Consider the following 17,934-nt stretch of genomic DNA (forward strand, 5'->3'; position numbering starts at 1 on the left):
TGTGCTTTTCCAAGCGGCCCTATTTTAAGAGTACTCAAGAGGCCGTCCTGTGACGGCTCCTATTGAAGCCGACAGTACGCTTTTGTTCAGTATGTTTTTTCAGGAACCGACGTTACATGACCCAGTTTGATGCCTCCCAGTACGGCGCGAGTTCTATCGAGGTCCTGTCAGGGCTTGAACCGGTGCGTAAGCGCCCGGGAATGTATACCGATACCTCGCGGCCCAACCACCTCGCCCAAGAGGTGATCGACAACAGTGTCGATGAGGCGCTCGCCGGGCACGCTTCCAGCATCAGCGTGGTACTTCATAGTGACGGTGCCATTGAAGTGCAAGACAACGGCCGGGGCATGCCCATCGACCTGCACCCGGAGCACGGTGTGTCAGGGGTCGAGCTGATTCTTACCAAGCTCCATGCGGGCGGTAAATTCTCCTCCTCCAGCTACCGTTTCTCGGGCGGTTTGCACGGGGTGGGCGTCTCGGTGGTCAATGCGCTATCACGGCGTTTAGAAGTCGAAGTGACCCGTAACGGTGCCCGCCATGCCATCGCCTTTGAACATGGCGAGAAAGTCGAAGAGCTTCACGAAATCGGCAAAGCCCCCAAGCGCGCTACTGGCACTCTGGTACGCTTCTGGCCAGATGAGAGTTATTTTGACAGCCCGAAGCTGGCACTTTCCAAACTGAAACACCTGCTGCGCGCCAAAGCAGTGCTTTGTCCCGGTTTAGCGGTCACGCTAGTAGAGCCGGATGGCACCAAAACCGAGTGGGCCTACGCTGATGGCCTGCGCGACTACTTGGCCGAAGCCACCGATGGCTACGAAGTACTGCCCAAAGAGCCGTTCGTCGGCCACTTCAGCGACGACGAGCACGGTGTGGACTGGGCCATTCAGTGGTTGCCTGAAGGTGGCGAGGCGCTGCTTGAGAGCTACGTCAACCTGATCCCTACGCCTCAAGGCGGCACCCACGTTAATGGCTTTCGTTCTGGGCTGTTAGACGCGCTGCGGGAATTCTGTGAATACCGCAGTCTGCTGCCCCGTGGCATCAAGCTCACCGCCGAAGACCTGTGGGAGCGCGCTTCCTTCGTGCTCTCGGTGAAAATGCTCGACCCGCAGTTTGCTGGCCAAACAAAAGAGCGGCTTTCCTCGCGCACCATTGCCGGGTTTGTCTCGGGCGTGGTGAAAGACGCGTTCTCGCTGTGGCTGAACCACCACATCGAGCAGGCCGAGCAGCTAGCGGAGATGGTGATCAGCGCTGCCCAGCAGCGTCAGCGGAAATCGAAGAAGGTCGCCCGTAAAAAGGTCACCTCGGGCCCCGCGCTGCCCGGCAAACTGGCGGACTGTTCCGGCCAGGACCCGGCGCTGAGCGAGCTGTTTTTGGTAGAAGGTGACTCGGCAGGCGGCAGTGCCAAGCAGGCGCGTAATCGCGACACCCAAGCCATCCTGCCGCTGCGCGGGAAGATCCTAAATACGTGGGAAGTCGAAACCCACGATATCTATGGCTCTCAAGAAGTTCACGACATTGCCGTGGCGATTGGTGCCGACCCCGGCAGCGCCGACCTTGAAAAGCTGCGCTATCACAAGATCTGCATCCTGGCGGATGCCGACTCCGACGGGCTGCACATCGCCACGCTGCTCTGCGCGCTGTTCGTCAAACACTTCCCCGCTCTGGTCGATTCCGGGCATGTTTTCGTGGCCATGCCGCCGCTCTACCGGATCGACCTGGGTAAAGAGGTGCATTACGCCCTGGATGAGAGCGAGAAAGCCGCCATTTTGAAACAGCTGGCGAAAAAGCGGGGCACCCCCAACGTGCAGCGCTTTAAAGGGCTAGGGGAAATGAGCCCGCTGCAGCTACGTGAAACCACCATGGCCGTGGAAACCCGCCGTCTCGTACAGCTCACCCTGGACGAGGGCGACGGCACCCTGGAAATGATGGACATGCTGCTCGCCAAAAAGCGCGCCAGCGACCGCAAGAAGTGGTTGGAAGATTACGGTAATTTGGCAGACATTGAGGTATGACCCCCCGATGACCATGGATATTCAGGTAGCGGAAGGCGACGTCGAGCGTCTGTCCCTGCGCGATTACACCGAAAAAGCGTACCTCGACTACTCGATGTACGTCATTCTAGACCGCGCCTTACCCAACATTGGCGATGGCATGAAACCCGTGCAGCGGCGGATCATCTACGCCATGCGCGAGCTGGCGCTGCATGCCAATGCCAAGTACAAGAAGTCGGCGCGTACCGTCGGTGACGTACTGGGTAAGTTCCACCCCCATGGGGACAGCGCCTGCTATGAAGCCATGGTACTGATGGCGCAGTCGTTCAGCTACCGCTACCCGCTGGTGGATGGCCAGGGTAACTGGGGTAGCCCAGACGACCCGAAATCTTTCGCGGCCATGCGCTACACCGAGGCCAAGCTTTCCAAATTTGCCGACGTGCTGCTGAGTGAATTGGGCCAGGGCACCGTAGAGTGGGCGCCGAACTTCGATGGCACCATGCAAGAGCCTGTAGTACTGCCCGCGCGGTTGCCCCACGTGCTGCTCAACGGCGGCACCGGTATTGCGGTGGGCATGGCGACCGATATTCCGCCCCATAACGTCTCGGAAGTGGTGGAAGCCACTTGCCACCTGCTGCGTCATCCCGAGGCCACCACGACGGATTTGATGGCGTTCGTGCCTGCACCGGATTTCCCGACGGATGCAGAAATCATCACGCCGAAAGCGGATCTGCGTAAGCTCTATGAGACTGGCCGAGGCTCGGTCAAATTACGCGCCCGCTATGTACGTGAAGACGCCAATATCGTCATTACTGCCGTGCCTTATCAGGTCAGCGGTGCCAAAGTATTGGAGCAAATCGCCGCGCAAATGCAGGCGAAAAAGCTGCCTATGGTGGCCGACCTGCGCGATGAATCGACCCATGAAGAGCCAACCCGCTTGGTGATTGAGCCGCGCTCGAGCCGTGTGGATGTCGAAGCGCTGATGGCGCACCTGTTTGCCACTACGGATCTGGAAAAGAACGTGCGGGTGAACATGAACGTGATTGGCCTGGATGGCCGTCCACGGGTGATGCCGCTGACCGATATGCTGGGTGAGTGGCTGCGGTTTCGCCGTGCAACGGTGCGTCGCCGCCTTGAGCACCGTTTAGGCAAAGTGGAAGATCGCCTGCATATTCTAGAAGGCCTACTGACCGCTTACCTGAATATTGATGAGGTGATCCGCATCATCCGCGAAGAGGATGAGCCCAAGCCTGCCCTGATGAGCACCTTTGGCCTGACCGAGCGTCAGGCTGAAGCCATTCTTGAGCTGCGTCTGCGCCATCTTGCCAAGCTGGAAGAGATGAAGATTCGCGGCGAGCAGGATGAGCTGGAAAAAGAGCGTAAAACCCTGCAGGGGCTGCTGGGTAGCGAAGCCAAGCTCACCACGCTGATCGAGAAAGAGATCCGCGCAGCGGGTAAAGAGCACGGCGACGAACGCCGTTCGCCGCTGGTGGAGCGCAGCGAGGCTAAAGCGCTCTCCGAGGTGGAGCTGCTAGGTGCCGACCCGATTACCGTCGTGCTGTCGGATAAAGGCTGGATTCGTGCTGCCAAAGGCCACGATATCGACCCCGAAGGGCTCTCCTACAAAGCGGGGGATAGTTTCCGACTAGCCGCTCGGGGTAAAACCAACCAGCCGCTGGTGCTGCTGGACGATACAGGCCGCGCCTATACCCTGGCGGCGCACAATTTACCCAGCGCCCGAGGGCAGGGAGAGCCGGTGACCGGTCGGGTGAACGTGGCAGCGGGGGCGCAGATGGCGGGTCTGATGCTCGCGCCGCCCACCCAACGCTATCTTCTGGCCAGCGACGGCGGCTATGGGTTTGTGGCCCAGCTCGAAGCGCTCACCGGCAAAAACAAAGCGGGTAAAGCCGTGCTCAGCGTGCCGAAAGGCTGCAGCGTCATGCCGCCCGTGGAGGTGCCGGAGGGCGAAGGGCTGTGGGTGGCTTCGGTTTCCAACGAAGGGCGGCTGCTGCTCTTCCCGCTAGACCAGTTGCCCGAGATGGCCAAGGGCAAGGGCAACAAGATGCTCGATATCCCCGGCCCCCGGGCGGCGCGGCGCGAAGAGTTCCTGCGTGATATCGCCATTGTGCCGGAAGGCGGAGAGCTGATCATTCATGCGGGTAAGCGCAAACTGACCCTCAAGGCGGATGATCTCGCGTATTATCGTGGGGAGCGTGGCAGAAGGGGCAGCAAGCTGCCGCGTGGTTTCCAAAAAGTTGATCGTTTAGAAGCAGGGGAGTAACGGATGGCACGCGGAAATATTCTGGTCACTCTGTTAGCGCCGCGCTTGACCGCCACAATAGAGTCGGCGATGGCGGCGTTAATGGTGCAGTTTGGCCTGCAGGAAGAGCGTCGCCAGACGTTGGCAGATACGGCACAAGGCGGCGGCATGGATTGCTTGGAGCTTCATTTGAGCGGCGCGCCCGACGAATTAACCGCCCTGCGCCAGGCAGCGTTGGAACTAGGCGAAACCCACGGTGTGGATCTTGTGGTGCAGCCAGCAAGGCCCGAGGCCACGCCTCGCCTGGTCTGCTTCGATATGGACTCCACGCTGATTAAAGCGGAAGTCATTGATGAGCTGGCGCGGCGTCATGGAGTGGGGCACGAGGTTTCGGAAGTGACCGAACGCGCCATGCGCGGTGAGCTGGATTTTAAAGCTAGCTTTCGCGAGCGCATGAGCAAGCTGGAGGGTTTGGAAGAGACGGTGTTGGCCAGTATTGCCGCTGAGCTGCCGCTGATGGATGGCGTTGAGCGTCTGATGGTGAATTTGAAGCGCTTGGGCTACCGAACGGTGATCTTGTCTGGCGGCTTCACCTACTTTGCTCGCTACCTTCAGGAGCGGCTTGGCTTTGATGAAATTCATGCTAATGAACTCGTCATCCAGCAGGGCAAAGTGACTGGCACGGTGCAGGAGCCCATCGTCGATGCCGAACGTAAAGCGGCTTTGCTTGAGCAAATCGCTGAACGGGAAGGGGTGCCGCTGGCGCAAACCGTTGCTGTGGGCGATGGCGCGAACGATCTGAAAATGCTGGCGACGGCGGGCTTAGGCGTGGCGTTTCGCGCTAAACCGTTGGTACGTGCCGAAGCGCGCCAAGCGATCTCTGTCGCGGGGTTGGATGGCGTGCTTTACCTGCTTGGCTATAGCGACGCTGAGCTAACCTAAGCTAAGCCAGACGACGCGGGTCAACGTAAAACGGCGGTGCTTGTTAGCACCGCCGTTTTTGTTGATCAACTGTTCGTCGTTTAGCTGTCTGCCGCTTGGCTATCCGTAGCTTTGGGGCGTATGCCGCCGTACTCGGTGCGCAGCGACTCTAGCCGGGCTGTCTCGCTTTCGGTCAGCGGAGGCGCGTTCCATAGTGGCTCGCCTTCGGCGTTATTGACGCCCTGCAGCGTGAGCGATAGCTCGGCATTGCGGGGGATTTGATCATTGCCCCAGGGGCCAAAGCGGTTGGGTGCCAAGCTCCATGTGGCGCTTTCGCCGGGGGCTAAACCGCCGGCAATCACGTAGTAGAAGGTTTCATCTACCCAGGCGATTTCCCGCTCTGGGCTTTCCAGTAGTCCACGCAGCATGAGCTCTGAAACGGCTTGATCAGCACCGTTCGTCACCGTTAGCTCGATCACGGGTTCCAGCGCGCCGTAGGGGCTGGTGCTGAGGTAGTAGCGAGCACTATCAATACTGATTTGTGTTAAATGCTCCTGCGCTTGCTGGGCGCTAGTCTGTTTAGCTTCCAGCCGGTTCAGCGTGCGTAGCGCCTGTTCTCGCTCTCTAGCACGCCGCTGACGCAGCATCTCATCAGCGCGCTCAATAATTTCGTCGCCCGTTAGCCCGTGCATATAGGCATTAGCCGATTCAGCAATTTCAGCAGCGTTCATGCGTTGGGGGTTAAAGAGATCGATACCGTTAAACGATGACATGGCTATGATCTTCAGCGCGGTATCAAACTCGTCGCGCTTATAGGTGGGCAGCGACTCACGCACTTTCTCGATTGAGACCACCGCTGCAGGCATGGAACTCGTATCGACTTTCGGGTCGGAGCAGCCTACGAGTACCAAGGCGGATAATGAAAGTGCAGATAGCCTGAGTAGGCTCCACATAGATGTACCTCACCACAAAAAATCAATCGGCAAGAGCTTACCGGAAAGTGGCATCCGCCACTACTTTCTCTTGAGAGCAGATCATGCGTGAGGCTGACACTTTTGGTGCTCGCTCAGCGGTTTAGCATAGCGGGCAATAAAAAGCGCTGGCGGTTGCCAGCGCTTGAGCAAATAGGGCAGCGAAGCTTAGCCGTGCCCTTTGTCCGGGTGAGGTACCGGCTTTTCGCCGACCTCTTCAGGGCGCAACTCGACCGGTTTGCCCTGGGTTTTTTGGCTGTGCTTTAACTGCATATGCAAGCCGGTTTTGGCCAGCAGGTGAGCGCTTACTGGGGCGGTAATAAACAGGAACAGCGTAATCAGCAGCTCTTGGATATCCGGCTTACCATCGACGCTCCAAAAATACCCCATGGAGGCAATCAGCATGCAGCCGATGCCCAACGTAGTGGCTTTAGTAGGGCCATGTAGGCGCATATAGAAATCGCGCAGGTGGGCCATGCCTAGCGAGCCTATAAACACAAACACGCCTCCGGCTATTAACAGTAGGGAAATCAGCGCTTCAACTAAGAATGGCATAAACGCACCTCATTGATCGGGCTCATTCAATAATATCCCCGCGTAGAATGTACTTGCACACGGCTACCGTACTGATAAAGCCGAGCATGGCGATCAACAGCGCTGACTCAAAGTAAGTCTTGCTGTTGAGCCACAAGCCGAGCAATACGATTAGCGCGATGGAGTTGACGTACATGGTGTCTAGCGCCAGTACCCGGTCAGGGAGATCGGGGCCTACGGTAAGCCGATAAAGGTTCATTAGTAGGGCCATCACCACCAGCGCTAAGGTGATATAGAGCGCAATACTCAGCATTCGTAAATCTCCTTGAGCGGCCGTTCGTAGCGTTCGCGTATTTGCTCAATGAGCGCTTCTTCATCATCCACGTTCAGTGCGTGAATCAGCAGGGATTTGCCATCCATTCGCAGGTTGGCCGAAACGGTGCCCGGGGTCAGGCTGATCGTGCTGGCCAGCAGCGTGATGGTAAAACGCTCCTCCAACATCAGCGGATACTCGATGAAGTGAGGCTTTAGCTTGCGCCATGGGTTAGCGATCAGGTACGCGACCTCAAAGTTGGCGGTGACGATATCGCCCAATACCCGCAGGCCAAAACGCAGCAGCATCATAGGCTTGCTGATCCGTGGCCGAGCATCCCAAAAGCGGTGGGTTAACAAAGGGATCAGAATAGCCAGCGCACCCCCCAGAACGAGCTGGCCAAAGGCGTAGCTGCGCACCAGCAGCAGCCACACCAACAGCAGCAGTATCGAAAGAACTGGGGTGGGCAGCCATTTGCGAGGGGTAATCATGGCATCTCTCCTGCATCAGGCAGCAGCGTTTTAATTAGCAGCTGTGGGTTGGCGAGCTGCTCGCCGGTGGCTTGGGTATAGCTGCTCACCGGCCCGGCAAACGCCACCAGTAAAGGCGCGGCGCTGAGTAGCCAGAGCATGCCGAACCACTGGTAACGGGATAGCGAGCTACCGCTTGGGCTACCCCGGTGGCTGCGCCAAAACAGCGTAGAGCCTGCACGGGAGAGCGCGATGAGTGATGCTAGGCTGGCGAGCAGCAGCAGTGGCCATAGCCACACGCGCTGAGTGCCTTCTGCGGCTACTAGCACCATCGCTTTACCCAGCGCGCCTGAAAGGGGTGGCATCCCCACCACGGCAATCGCACCGATGAAAAAGGTGATCGCCAGGGCGTTACCCTGAACCAGCGGGCGCCCTTTGACGATGCGCGTACCCGGCTTGCCGCGCTGCAGGCCAATCATCTCAGCCAGCAGGAACAGGCCACCAGTGACTAGCGTGGTATGGATGAGATAGTAAAGCAGAGCGGAGGTGGCCTCTACCGAGCGCATGCCGACGCCCGCCAGTAGCGTGCCGACCGAAATCAGCACCAAGTAGGCTACCAGCAGGCGCAGGTCGCGAGCGGCCATCACACCAACGCCAGCGGCTGCCAAGGTGGCTAGTGCTAACCACCACACCCAAGGCTGCTCAAGCGCCACAAGTCCGCCAGCCTGCTCGCCAAAAATCAGCGAATAGACCCGCAGAATGGCGTAGATGCCCACCTTGGTCATGATCGCAAACAGCGCTGCCACCGGGGCAGGGGCCGCCGCATAGGCGCGGGGGAGCCAGAAATAGAGCGGCAAAATAGCGGCTTTGAGGCCAAAGACGACCAGCAGCATTAGCGCGCCTGCGGTCACTAAGCCCTCGCGCTCGGCGGGCAGGCTAGCAAGCTTATAGCCCATATCCGCCATATTGAGCGTGCCGGTGGCCCCATACAGAATGCCCACGGCAATCAAAAATAGCGACGAGCCCGCTAGGTTAAGCACCACATAGTGAACGCTTGCCTGAATGCGCGCTTTGCCGCCACCGTGCAGCAGCAGCGCGTAGGAGGCCAGCAGCAGCACTTCAAAGAAGACGAACAGGTTGAACAAGTCCCCTGTCAAAAACGCGCCGTTGATGCCTAGCAACTGCCACTGAAACAAACCGTGGAAGTTGCTGCCTTTTTCGTCGTCTCCACCGCAGGCAAACACCACGGCGCCCACGGCGAGAAGGGACGTGAGCAGCACCATCAGCGCGGAGAGGCGGTCGAGCACTAGCACTACGCCAAACGGTGGCTGCCAGTCGCCTAGGGCGTAATAGGTGATCTCACCGCTGGCGGCTTGGCGCACCAGGGCAATCGACACCAGCAGCAGAAGCAGGGTGGCAATAACGCTCACAGCGCGCTTGTAGTGCGCCAGCCCCTGGCGCTGGTAGAGCAATAAAATACCCGCGACCAGGGGTAGTACCACGGGCAACACAATTAGATGCTGAATCATTCGCGGTCTTCCTTTTTACCATCCACGTGGTCGTTACCCACTTCGCTGCGCGCCCGCATGGCAAGAATGACGACGAACGCCGTCATGGCAAAGCCGATGACGATAGCGGTGAGAACCAGCGCCTGGGGCAGCGGGTCGGCAAACTGAGAGCCTTCGTTCACCAGCGCAGCACCGTCCGTCGTCAGCCCGCCCATGGAGAACAGGAACAGGTTGACCGCGTAGGAGAGCAGCGTCAGGCCCACAACGACCGGGAACGTTCTTCCACGCAGCGTCAGGTAGAGCCCGCAGGAGGTTAAGATGCCCGTAGTAATGGCGTAGAGCATTTCCATTAGTGGGATTCCTTTTCATTCGGCGTGTCGTGGGTGTCTGACGTTTTCGGGTCGGTCACCGGGCGGTGTGGTGTCGTCACCTTACCCAGGTTGGCCAGAATCATCAGCGTGGCACCTACCACTGCAAGGTACACACCCAGGTCAAACAGCAGGGCCGTGGCAAGCTCGAACGTGCCAATCAGCGGCAGGCTGAAATACCCAAACGACGAGGTCAGGAAGGGATAGCCCAATAGCCAGCTGCCTAGCCCGGTGAGCGTGGCAATGGCCACACCCACCACGGCGACCGGCTGGAAGGGGAAGTTCAGGCGCTCCTGCGCCCACTCAACGCCCCGCGCCATGTACAGCAGGATCAACGCAACCGCAGTGATCAAACCGGCAATAAAGCCGCCGCCGGGTTGGTTATGGCCGCGTAAGAAGATGAAGGCCGAGACCAGCAGCGCCAGTGGTAGTAGCGTCATTGAGATAGACGTCAAAATGGCCGGGTAGCGATCCGGCGACCAAGCACGGCCTTCACCGTCGCTGTGGGGCATGAACAGACGCAAGCGGTTGAGCAGCTTGAAGATAGCCAGGCCTGCAATGGCCAGTACGGTAATTTCGCCCAGGGTATCGAAGCCCCGGAAGTCGACCAAGATGACGTTGACTACGTTGTAGCCGCCGCCACCGGGTTTGCTGTTCTCCACGAAGAAGTTGGAGATCGATAGCGTTTCTCGGGTCATCACCGCGTAGTTCAAGCTGGCGACCACCAGCCCTAGCGCACCGGCTAGCAGAATATCGCGCACGTTGCGCAACGGGCTCGATTCGGTGGGGGTTTTTTGTGGCAAGAAGAATAGCGCCAGCATCAGCAGAATCATGGTGACGACTTCTACCGATAGCTGGGTCAAAGCGAGATCAGGGGCCGAGAAACGTGCGAAGGTGAGGGCGACAAAGAGCCCTACTACTGACAGCATCAGCAGCGAAATTAAGCGGTAGCGGTGAGTCGCTGCGGTGGCAATACCACCAAAAATTAGCATGCCTGCGCCTAGCAGCACCACGCCATCTATCGGCTGGTTGCCTTTGGTGCCGGTCAATTCTTGCACGCTGGCAAGGCCGATCAGCCCCATCAGCAGGGCGGCACCCAGCAACCATCCCATATAGCGCTGTAGCGAGTTGCCTTCCAGCTTGGTGATGATCTGCTCGGCGCGATAGCCCACGGTGATGATAAACCGCTCGAACACGCGACGCGCATCCACACTGGCGAAGGGCTGCACAAAGCGGCGCAGATCGGCATGACGCCAGTACATGGCAATGCCCGCTGCAAAGGCCAGCAAGCTCATCATCAGCGGCAAATTCACGCCGTGCCAGATGGCGAGATGGAACGACAACGGTTCGACCAGAACGGATTGAGTGGCTAATTCCAAAATGCCCGTCGCGAAAAAGGCAGGGAATAAACCCACCAGCACACATAGCGCCACCAGCAGCTCTACGGGCAAGCGCATCAGGTGGGGCGGCTCGTGGGGAGCTTTCGGCGTTTGCTCGCGGGCGGGTTTGTAGAACACCGCATGAACCAGCCGCAGTGAGTATGCGACGGAGAGAATGCCGCCCAGCGTCGCCAGGGCGGGCAGCACCCAGCTCAAACCGCCGAGTACTGGAGTGGCGAGGGTTTCGGTAAAGAACATCTCTTTCGAGAGGAAACCGTTAAACAGCGGCACCCCCGCCATAGCGGCGGCGGCTAAGGTGGTCAGCAGTGCGGTGACGGGCATTGCCTTTCTGAGCCCGCCAAGCTGCTTCAGCTCCCGGGTGCCGGTTTCGTGGTCGATGATGCCCGCGCTCATGAACAGCGCCGCTTTAAAGGTAGCGTGGTTCAGAATATGAAACAGCGCAGCCAACACGGCCATGGGGCTGCCAATGCCCAGCAGAACGGTGATTAAGCCTAGGTGGCTAACGGTCGAAAATGCCAGAATGCCTTTCAAGTCGGTTTTGAACAGCGCAAACCACGCGCCGTAGAGCAGCGTAATAGTACCCACCAGTGGCACGACCACGCTCCACAGCGCGCTATCCGCAATGGCAGGGTGTAGACGAGCCATTAGGAAAATGCCCGCTTTTACCATCGTGGCTGAGTGCAGGTAGGCAGAGACGGGCGTAGGGGCTGCCATGGCGTGGGGGAGCCAGAACTGAAACGGGAACTGGGCAGATTTGGTGAACGCGCCCAGTAGTACAAGCCCGAGCATGAGCGGATAAAGCGGATCAGCCACGATGGTGGCGCCGCTGGCCAGCACGTCATCCATCCGATAGCTACCGGCCATATCGCCCAGCAGCAGTAAGCCTGCTAGCAGTGCTAGGCCGCCTGCGCCGGTGACCGTCAGCGCCATACGCGCGCCTTTACGGGCATCGCTGCGGTAGGACCAAAAGCCAATCAGTAGAAACGATGAAAGGCTGGTCAACTCCCAAAACAGCCAGAGCAAGATGAGGTTATCGGACATCGAGATGCCGACCATCGAGGCCATAAACAGCATCAAGAAGGCGTAAAAGCGTCCAAAAGGCTCATCGCTTGCCAAGTAAAAATGGGCATACAATAGAATCAATAGCCCAATGCCCAAAATGAGCAGGTTGAAGAGCAGCGATAGGCCATCGAGACGAAACGCAAGCTCCAGGCCGAGTGCGGGCATCCAGGTGGCAGCAAAACGCAGCGCTTCACCCTCCATCAGGGCAGGTATTTGCAGCAGCGTAAGTAGCAGTGCTGTTGCTGGCAGTATGCCCGTTGCGAGCGAGCACCAAGTGCGGCCGCGTTGGGCAGTCAGTGCCGGCACCAGTACGCCCAGTAACGGCAGTAAGGCGATCCACAGCAGTGTCATGAGGTCATCCAGCGCAAAAAATCAAAAAAATCGCCAGAGCAAAGAGGGTTGCCCTGGAGGCGAAGATACATCAAGTGAAACAACAGGATATCACTTGTATGGAAGGTGTGTGATTTTAGTATAAAGTGTTGACGTTAACCGTTTAGAGACTCCTTGTTCCATGAGTGAACCTTTCAATACCTGGCAAGCCCGCTTTGAAAAGCTGCGTAGTAACAAGCTTTTTGAGGGAGTAGTGATTTCCATTATCGTCATTTCTGCGTTGGTCATTGGCGCGAAAACCTACGAAGAAACCTCTCGAATTGAGCAGTGGTTGCTCTACCTGGATGTCGCAGTCACAGTATTTTTCCTGGTCGAGATTTTGATCAGAATGGCAGCCGAGCGCAACTTAGTCAGCTTTTTTAAGAAGGGCTGGAACGTTTTTGACTTCTTAATCGTCACCGCCAGTCTGATTCCTATGGACGATTCAGAGATGGTGCTGCTGGCGCGGCTACTACGCATTTTCCGCGTGCTGCGCCTGGTGTCGATGATTCCAGAGCTGCAGATGCTGCTGGGCGCGCTAGTGAAATCGGTTCCCCGCATGGGCTACGTGGTGCTGCTCATGTTTATTATTTTCTACATCTATGCGGCGCTGGGTAGTTTTCTCTTCCACAACGTGGATGAGTTTTTGTGGGGCAACATTTCCGTTGCCATGTTAACGCTGTTTCGTATCGCCACATTTGAAGACTGGACGGACGTGATGTACGCCACCCAGGAGGTATATGCCTGGAGCTGGATTTACTACCTGACGTTCATTTTCCTTACTGCGTTTATTTTTCTTAATATGATGATTGGTATTGTGCTGGACGTGATGCAGAAAGAGAGTGCCCAGCTCGATTTTGACAGTGGCGAAGGGGAGCCTGCACAGCTGCAGGCACTGCGTAGCGACGTTCACTCGCTCAAAGCGCAGCTCGATCGTATGGAAGCCGCGTTGGCAGAGCGAAATACAGCTTCGCCTCCCCCCAATAGTCCTACTGATTCCGCTAAAACAGATTAACGACAGGAGCGCCGCTATGATGTTGTCCGACCCTTCTAAAAAGTATCGCCCTTTCGTGGCCGTGGATCTGCCTGACCGCCAGTGGCCAAGCCAACGTATCGAAACACCGCCCATCTGGTGTAGCGTTGACCTGCGCGACGGCAATCAGTCGCTGATTGACCCGATGGATCAAGAGCGCAAACAGCGCCTGTTCGACATGCTGTTGAAGATCGGATTCAAAGAGATCGAAGTGGGCTTTCCCTCTGCATCGCAGACCGATTTTGATTTCGTTCGCTCGCTGATCGAGCAAAACAAGATTCCCGAAGACGTGACCATTCAAGTGCTGACCCAAGCGCGTCCGCACCTGATTGAACGCACCTTCGAAGCGCTGAAAGGCGTCAAGAACGCCATCGTGCACGTTTATAACGCCACCGACCCGATGTTCCGCCGGGTGGTGTTCAACGTGGATAAAACCGAGTGTATCCAAATTGCTGTGGATGCCACCGCGCAGATTCGCGATTTGATGGCGGCCAACCCGGAAACGAACTGGACCTTCCAGTACTCTCCCGAGCTATTCACCACCACGGAGATGGAGTTCGCGGTCGAGATCGTCGAAGCGGTGATGGACACTTTTGGCCCCAGCGTCGACAACAAAATGATCGTCAACCTGCCAGCCACAGTCGAAGTCGCTACGCCCAACAACTACGCTGATCAGATTGAGTGGTTCTGTCGCCATGTCAAAAAGCGCGATACCTTGATCGTTAGCGTTCATCCGCACAACGACCGCGGCACCGGCGTGGCGGCGGCCGAACTCACGTTGATGGCGGGGGCGGATCGCGTCGAGGGCACGCTATTTGGCAACGGCGAGCGTACTGGTAACGTAGATATCGTCACGCTGGCGATGAACATGTATACCCAAGGGGTAAACCCCCAGCTCGATTTTTCCAATATCACGCCGATCATGCGCGAAGTGGAGTACTGCAACCAGCTGCCGGTTCATCCGCGCCATCCTTACGTGGGCGACCTGGTGTTCACGGCGTTTTCCGGTTCGCATCAGGACGCCATCAAGAAGGGCATGGCCGACCGTCGCGCCCATCCAGAAGCGCCGTGGGACGTTCCCTACCTACCCATCGATCCGCTGGACGTAGGTCGCAGCTACGAAGCGGTTATCCGCGTGAACAGCCAGTCAGGCAAAGGCGGCATCTCTTACCTGTTAGAACAGGAGCACGGTATCGAGCTGCCCCGCAGGCTCTCCATCGAGTTCAGCCAAGTGGTGCAGGAAGTGGCGGACCGCACCGGTAAAGAGATCACCTCACAAATGATCTACCAAGCCTTTGCCGATGAGTATCTAGAGCAGCGGTCACCGCTGGCACTGGTGAATCACCGTCTTTCCTCCGAGCCAGATAGCCCCAAAGTCGCGCTAGAGGCTATTGTCGAAAACGGCGGCCAACGCCAGACCCTGACCGGTGAAGGCAACGGCCCGCTGGCCGCGTTCATCAAGGCGCTGGTGGCGAGCGGCCAAGAGGTCGAAATCATTGACTATCATGAACACTCCCGCGGCCAAGGGGCGGATGCCGAAGCGATCGCGTACGTGGAAGTGCGTATTGATGGCAAAGCCGTGTTCGGCGTAGGCACCGATGAAAGTATCACCAGTGCCTCCATGAAAGGTGTGCTGAGTGCAATCAATCGCCATCACTCTACCCAAGCGCCTGCTGCCAATGTGACGGCGGAGTCGCTGGGGTAAATGCTCAAACGGCCTTGGCTGTTCATCGTATTAGTCGCCATGGCCCTGGCTGGGCTGTTCTCGCAGACGGCCTCCCATGAGCCGTTTGAAGAGACGTTGGTACGCTTGGAAGTAGAGCGGGCACTGCCCGCTCTTGAGCCCACGTTTCAAGAAGAGTCTGCTGAGATCAACGCACTGTTTCTTCACTATGCGTCGGATCAAGCGCTATGGATGAGCGCCGCGTTGGCGATATTACGTCACGGTGATATCGCTCGAAGCACGCTTCTCGACTATGGGTTATCGCCCCAATTCCAACAGGTGCTGGTGCGCTTCGGAGCGGATGCCGTGCTGCCTATCAGCTACTTCCGCGATCACGACGTGACGACGCTGCGCGCTCAGCACTGGATAGGAGTGCGCTATCAGCAAGTCAGCCGCTGGTGGGGCGATGAGCCATCGGATACCAATGAGCTAGGTGACGCAGACGTAGAGGCGGCCATGGCCGAGCTAACCCCTTTGCGGCGTGGCCAGATGGGTATCGCGTTACTCGGCAGCAACGGCCATGGGCTGCTCAACCAGTTTGTCGTGGATGACGAAGGCAACGTAGCGTGGCTGCAGGGCGAACGCTTGGTTTCCGGCGTAGGCGACTTTTTTACTAGCGGCCTACGTGATCTGGAAAGCCAGTGGCGGCGTGGCGAGGCAATAGGCGCAAGCGATCTGGGCTGGGCGGGTGTTGATCTACTGGTAATGGCCAGTGCCGTGAAAGTACTCCGCGCTGGAAGAGCCGCTCGTACGGCTCGTGTGGGAAGCGTTGAGGCACAGGCCGCTCGCACGGGTGTGCGTCAAGGGATCGTTGCCACAAGCGGGCGCTTCGCAACGCTGCCGCGCATGGCCAAAGTTGCAGCGGTAGCCGGCACGGCTTATGTGGTCATTCGCCACCCCAGCCTAGTCAGTGCATTGGGTGCCAATCTATCTCAGTGGTTAGGCTGGCCAACGTGGCTCGGGCAGTTTCTTGTCTGGTTAATTGTGCTATTACCGGTAATGTTCATTGCGCGCTTTATTTATCGCTGGCTACTTACACCACTTTTGTGGCTGTTGATGCCACTGATGCGGGTATGTTTTAAAGCCGCTAATCGTTCGCTTGGCAAGCGAACTCAAGAGCAAGCGAAGGAGCTTGTGTAAAGAAGCCCATACGCAATGTTTTACATGTGCATGGGCCTTGTATATCAGCGTTAAGATTGACTTGCCAACCACCCCCGCCAGCCGCCAAATTCGGTGATGTCTTCAGCTTCACCGCCTTCATTTAGCGCCCCCGCGGTGCAGATAAAGCCACACTTCCAACTGCCGTCGGCAAGCTCCACCTGGCCTAAGCCGAGCGGGGCAGGAATGCCCGCTAAAAAGCTGCCCAGGGTTTCGATAGGCAAACGCCAAACTTCTACTTCAATGGCTTGGCCGGTGTCGTCGCGAAGCATCGCCGGGCGCTTTGGAGGCCCACCTGCCAGAGCAAAGAGCTTATAGCGCGGGGCGCTGTGGGTGGTGCTCACCAATACGCCACCCCGCTGTGTGAGCTGATGGTTAAGCGGCAGGCCTTTTAAGTGCGCACCGCACACCACCAGCTCCATGCTGCCATCCTGGGCAGGAGCGGGTAGTTCCTCTAAAGGCGGGTGTGGAATGCTGGTTGCGCCTAACGGTAGCATTAGGCGCGCTTCAAGGGCGCGGGCGAGGGAGAGTAGCGTTAAGTCTGCAAATGCTGGCCCAAACAGCGTGACGCCCACCGGTAGGTCGCGCTCGCTAAATCCCACTGGCACCGCCAGGGCGCTATAGTCGAGCAGGTTCATAAAGTTGGTCCAGGTACCCAGGCGGGAGTTAACACCGATAGGGTCCGCTGCCACCTCGGCCTTGCTTGGGTGAGTCACCGTTGTAGGCGTGAGCATCACATCCACCTGACTAATGAGTGCGTCGGCCTGGCGCTTATATTCAGCGAGTTTATAGCGCGCATCAAAGGCGTCTACTGCCAGCGGCGTTGCCCCACCCTGGGTGATTTGGAAAGTCACCGGGTGTACCGCATCCGGGTTGCTCTTCATTAGCTCACGAATAACATGGTAGCGTTCGGCCACCCAGGGGCCTTCATAAAGTAAGCGCGCAGCAGCCAGTAACGGCGAACAGTCCAGCTCGGCCTTTTCACCGCCCAGTGCTTCAAGCTCAGCAATTGCATGGTGCATGCCTTGGGTATAGGCCGCATCGGTTTGCCACTGGGATTCCAGTGGCACTCCAAAGCGAAACGTAGCGGGCGCTTTTCCGTAGCGTTTGCCGTGTACGGCAAAGTCATGCTGGCGCGACCAAGCGCACTCGGCATCATAGGCTGCGGTAATATCCAGCACCTTTGCGGCATCGTCAGCGGTCAGCGCAAACAGGCTAATGGTATCCAGTGTGGCGCAAGCGGGTACCACGCCCCGGGTGCTAAGCAGCCCCAAGCTCGGTTTAACTCCGTATAAGTTATGAAAGCATGCAGGCACGCGGCCAGAGCCTGCCGTATCGGTGCCCAGTGCAAAACTGACCATGCCAGCGGCTGTAACCACCGCAGAGCCGCTGCTGGAGCCGCCAGGCACCAGCGTTGGGTCGAAGGCATTGGCAGGGGTGCCATAAACTTCCAGCGCCCGCTCGCCTACCAGCCCGGTGGCGAACTGATCCAGATTGGTTTTACCCATGGGAATAGCGCCCGCATCGATCAACTGCTGCACCACAAAAGCGTTTTCCGAGGGCGTGTAAGCATAGGCCGGGCTGCCCGCAGTGGTGGGTATCCCTGCGAGGTCGATGTTGTCTTTCAGCGCAAAGGGAATGCCGTAAAGCGGCAACGTTTCCGGTGACTCACCTTCTAGGCGCTGTAAATAGGGCGCCAACTGCTCGCGACTTAAGCGGGTAATCCAGGCGGGCTCTTTACCGTGGTTTTCGGCCGCTGCCAACAGCTGACTGATAAGATCAGAAGGGGTGAGTTTGCCGCTACGGTAGGCTGCATGCAGGCTGGCAATATCGAGTGCAATAGGAAGCGTCAT

At 57.9% G+C, this 17,934-nt stretch carries 14 protein-coding genes; 6 read left to right on the forward strand and 8 right to left on the reverse strand.

Translation table 11 applies throughout. From position 1 onward, the window contains the following. The first annotated feature begins 116 nt into the window (after positions 1–116). From parE to serB, 3 genes are read left to right on the forward strand one after another with little or no spacing between them, the layout of a single operon-like run. Positions 117–2,012 (forward strand): DNA topoisomerase IV subunit B, encoded by a 1,896-nt coding sequence (gene parE / locus BMY49_RS03160; RefSeq protein ID WP_089674824.1) that lies wholly within the window; start codon positions 117–119, stop codon positions 2,010–2,012. A gap of 7 nt (positions 2,013–2,019) precedes the next feature. Continuing rightward, positions 2,020–4,272, forward strand: coding sequence for a DNA topoisomerase IV subunit A (parC, locus tag BMY49_RS03165; protein WP_089674825.1), 2,253 nt, complete (start codon positions 2,020–2,022; stop codon positions 4,270–4,272). A 3-nt stretch (positions 4,273–4,275) separates the two neighbouring features. After that, a complete protein-coding gene (serB, locus tag BMY49_RS03170) occupies positions 4,276–5,193 on the forward strand; it encodes a phosphoserine phosphatase SerB (protein WP_089674826.1) in 918 nt (305 codons plus the stop codon). An 80-nt stretch (positions 5,194–5,273) separates the two neighbouring features. Here serB and BMY49_RS03175 read toward each other — a convergent pair whose 3' ends face one another. The 7 genes from BMY49_RS03175 to BMY49_RS03205 all read right to left on the reverse strand — a co-directional run bounded on the left by BMY49_RS03175 (position 5,274) and on the right by BMY49_RS03205 (position 12,149). After that, entirely contained in the window at positions 5,274–6,125 is an 852-nt protein-coding gene (locus tag BMY49_RS03175; protein WP_323133628.1) for a DUF6694 family lipoprotein, read from the reverse strand. A 186-nt stretch (positions 6,126–6,311) separates the two neighbouring features. Next, on the reverse strand, positions 6,312–6,698 hold the full coding sequence (locus BMY49_RS03180) for a Na+/H+ antiporter subunit G (protein WP_074210431.1): 387 nt from the start codon (positions 6,696–6,698) through the stop codon (positions 6,312–6,314). 22 nt (positions 6,699–6,720) lie between these two features. Then, positions 6,721–6,990, reverse strand: coding sequence for a K+/H+ antiporter subunit F (locus BMY49_RS03185; protein WP_044629074.1), 270 nt, complete (start codon positions 6,988–6,990; stop codon positions 6,721–6,723). After that, on the reverse strand, positions 6,984–7,481 hold the full coding sequence (locus BMY49_RS03190; protein WP_044629075.1) for a Na+/H+ antiporter subunit E: 498 nt from the start codon (positions 7,479–7,481) through the stop codon (positions 6,984–6,986). The genes BMY49_RS03185 and BMY49_RS03190 overlap by 7 nt, the downstream gene beginning before the upstream one ends. After that, positions 7,478–8,989: a monovalent cation/H+ antiporter subunit D gene (locus tag BMY49_RS03195; RefSeq protein WP_089674827.1), complete on the reverse strand. Its 1,512-nt coding sequence runs from the start codon at positions 8,987–8,989 to the stop codon at positions 7,478–7,480. Before BMY49_RS03195 ends, BMY49_RS03190 begins: the two co-directional genes overlap by 4 nt. Further along, complete coding sequence (locus BMY49_RS03200; protein ID WP_044629077.1) at positions 8,986–9,318, reverse strand: Na+/H+ antiporter subunit C; 333 nt, start codon at positions 9,316–9,318, stop codon at positions 8,986–8,988. Before BMY49_RS03200 ends, BMY49_RS03195 begins: the two co-directional genes overlap by 4 nt. After that, on the reverse strand, positions 9,318–12,149 hold the full coding sequence (locus BMY49_RS03205) for a monovalent cation/H+ antiporter subunit A (protein ID WP_044629078.1): 2,832 nt from the start codon (positions 12,147–12,149) through the stop codon (positions 9,318–9,320). Before BMY49_RS03205 ends, BMY49_RS03200 begins: the two co-directional genes overlap by 1 nt. A gap of 160 nt (positions 12,150–12,309) precedes the next feature. Here BMY49_RS03205 and BMY49_RS03210 point away from each other — a divergent pair, with 160 nt between their 5' ends. Genes BMY49_RS03210 through BMY49_RS03220 form a run of 3 tightly spaced genes read left to right on the forward strand, consistent with a single transcriptional unit; the run spans position 12,310 to position 16,063 of the window. After that, positions 12,310–13,182 (forward strand): ion transporter, encoded by an 873-nt coding sequence (locus BMY49_RS03210; protein ID WP_054641007.1) that lies wholly within the window; start codon positions 12,310–12,312, stop codon positions 13,180–13,182. 16 nt (positions 13,183–13,198) lie between these two features. Further along, positions 13,199–14,905, forward strand: coding sequence for a 2-isopropylmalate synthase (leuA, locus tag BMY49_RS03215; protein ID WP_074210434.1), 1,707 nt, complete (start codon positions 13,199–13,201; stop codon positions 14,903–14,905). Further along, on the forward strand, positions 14,906–16,063 hold the full coding sequence (locus tag BMY49_RS03220) for a hypothetical protein (RefSeq protein ID WP_074210435.1): 1,158 nt from the start codon (positions 14,906–14,908) through the stop codon (positions 16,061–16,063). Positions 16,064–16,113: 50 nt separating this feature from the next. Here the strand turns inward: BMY49_RS03220 and atzF are convergent, their stop codons facing one another. After that, positions 16,114–17,934: an allophanate hydrolase gene (gene atzF, locus BMY49_RS03225; protein ID WP_062372563.1), complete on the reverse strand. Its 1,821-nt coding sequence runs from the start codon at positions 17,932–17,934 to the stop codon at positions 16,114–16,116.

This window comes from Vreelandella aquamarina (assembly GCF_900110265.1).
Classification (GTDB): Bacteria; Pseudomonadota; Gammaproteobacteria; order Pseudomonadales; family Halomonadaceae; genus Vreelandella; species Vreelandella aquamarina.